The 2,497-nt window shown below is 33.6% G+C and carries 2 protein-coding genes and 1 pseudogene; all 3 read right to left on the bottom strand.

Annotation, left to right across the window (positions count from 1 at the left end):
- Positions 1 to 50: 50 nt before the first annotated feature.
- Positions 51 to 452 (bottom strand): annotated as a pseudogene (locus DMP16_RS09065) (MaoC family dehydratase); the annotation flags it as partial.
- Between the two features lie 32 nt (positions 453 to 484).
- Positions 485 to 1,645, bottom strand: a complete 1,161-nt coding sequence (locus tag DMP16_RS09060; RefSeq protein WP_069282754.1) for a CaiB/BaiF CoA-transferase family protein — start codon at positions 1,643 to 1,645, stop codon at positions 485 to 487.
- A 42-nt stretch (positions 1,646 to 1,687) separates the two neighbouring features.
- Positions 1,688 to 2,497: DNA import protein CedA (cedA, locus tag DMP16_RS09055; protein WP_255446856.1), on the bottom strand; the 810-nt coding region annotated here is incomplete at its 5' end.

Genomic DNA, 2,497 nt, shown 5'->3' with positions numbered 1-2,497 from the left:
TTATGTAAACCGATACTACCTCACCTTCCCAGTCTCTCCTTCTAGGCCATATATCCCCATGTTTTTATTTTAACTATACCAAAGCCTGGTCTACTTTTCGACTCTCTCACTTCTGAAACTTCGGCTTCACCATAAATTGTATCCCCAGCGAAAACGGGATGAAGAAATTTCACGTTTTCAATACCTAACATAAATCCGTTTTGACTAGTTTGTTCAACTAATAAACCAGCAACTATAGATAAGGTCAAGAATCCATTAACAACTAGCCTGCCATTAAACGGTTCCCCTGGAAAATATTTCTCAGTATAGTCCTTATTAAAGTGTATTTGATTACTATTGTTTGTTAGTAAAGTGAACCATATGTTATCTACATCGGTTATAGTTCTACCTACCTTACTTTTGAACTTTTGACCAACCTTAAAGTCTTCAAAAAATGGACCCTCTGAACTCACGATATTTATAAAATGAATAAATCAATAAAAATTTATTTATTACCTTCTTTGTCATAAACTCCTATAACGTCACTTTTCACAAATTCTTGAATATCTTCTCTAGTATAACCTAATTCTAATAAAATCTCTTCAGTGTGCTCTCCTAACCTTGGAGCTCTATTTTTATGACCTAAAGATATATTGTCCGATTTCACAGGAAATCCAACATATTTCAGATTACTCTCCTCATATACTAGAGCATTTCCAAAGTTTTGAAAAGCCTCAGCTAAATTTAATATTGGTGCAACCGGAACATCAGCATCACTTAATAACTTTACCCAATACTCCCTCGTATTAGTTCGAAATATGGCTTGTAGTTCCTTCACAATGTATTCCTTGTTTTCTAGTCTTCTTGATAGACTATCGAACTTGCATAAATCTTCCCTATTTAACGCCTTGCATAATCTAGTATATTGTTCATCGGTGAAAATTGCTACATATATGAAACCATTACTCGTTTCAAACGCTTGATAAGGAACTAGATATCTATGGGAAGATCCCATCCTTTTAGGTAATAGTCCGGTATTAAGGAACATATAGGCGTCCTCTAACATTAAGTAGAATTGAGTATAAATCATTGGAATGTCCAGAAATGCTGGACCTCCTTTATGTAAAGCCCATAATAGTGTAATTGTAGCCATCAAAGCAGTAGTTATATCTGATATTGATGTAGCAAACTTGGCTGGAGGACCTTTTTCTTCTCCAGTCATATCCATTAATCCACTTAATGCCAGTATTGTAGCGTCGTATGCAGGCTTATCTGCTTGATCTGAAAAGTTACCAAAACCAGTTATTGAACAGTAGATTATTTTATTATTTACTAACTTCACGTTGTGATAGTCTACTCTTAGTCTTTTGAGAGCTGATGGTCTATAATTTGTTATAATTGCGTCAGCTGATTTGACTAGCCTCTTAAATATCTCATATCCTTTGTCGCTCTTTAAGTTAATTGCAATACTTCTCTTACCCCTGTTAGTGCTGGCAAAATAAACTCCTACCCCATTAATCTCTGGTTTAACCTTTCTCCTATCATCTCCGGTTAGAGGTTCAACCTTTATTACATCAATACCTAAATCAGCCAATATTTGCCCAACTAGAGGGGCGGAAATGTTATTCCCTAGCTCTAGAATTCTAAAATTTTTTACCGTTGACATTTAACTTATATGTCTCTAATGTGAGCTTAAAATTATTGATGACTAGATATCTATGTTTATAGGTAATCTCACTGAATATCCGCTAATAAAACTACCCAGTATAAAGGAAAAGCCCATTAAAATTCCAATGTATACTATTGGAAGAATAATAAAACTATAAACTAGAATTGGAAAGTTGAAACTGATCTCAGCTAGACCCAGTTGAAGATTATGGACTACTAAATCATACAGCGACGGACTAGTGCCGGAAATCAGTACTGGTAGGTATGGAAAGCCTATGTAGAACACTATTGCGAAACCTATAAGATATCCACCTATGCCTTTTCCCATTCTAAAAGGCAGTGACATCAATAATACTCCAACTGCTATTAACGTCATATATGAACCCTCTATAAATGTTCCAAACTCCAAATAAATTGCTAAGGAAAAAAGAATATCAGTTAAAAAAGATATGTACTGTAAGAGAGGTCCTAAAACGTTAATCAGATAAGTCGGAAACCTTATATAACTTACTAATGCTGATAAGGAGATGTACCACAACTTAAATGCATTAATGGTATAAATTAATTGTAAATCTAACATTCCAAAATCTAGATAAAATATACTCCAGCTATATCCTAAAGATGATTGAATTTGATTTATTATATTTATTATAAAGAAAAATAGGTTTATCCAAATATCGGCATATATCGCATCTAATATCATCTTATGCCCAAATCTTTTAAAGGAAGAAATAGGAATCGGAGAACCGTAAAATAAAGCTCCTAAACTATACGTTAAGGAAGCTATTACGGATGCTATGTAGAGAAGATAGAAAATAGAATACATCAAATAAAAAAGAGAAAAAATTGG

It is taken from the genome of Sulfolobus sp. B1, assembly GCF_007050195.1.
Lineage (GTDB): Archaea > Thermoproteota > Thermoprotei_A > Sulfolobales > Sulfolobaceae > Saccharolobus.
The sequence above is the reverse complement of the archived record's forward strand: the minus strand, read 5'-3'. Positions and strand labels throughout refer to the sequence as shown.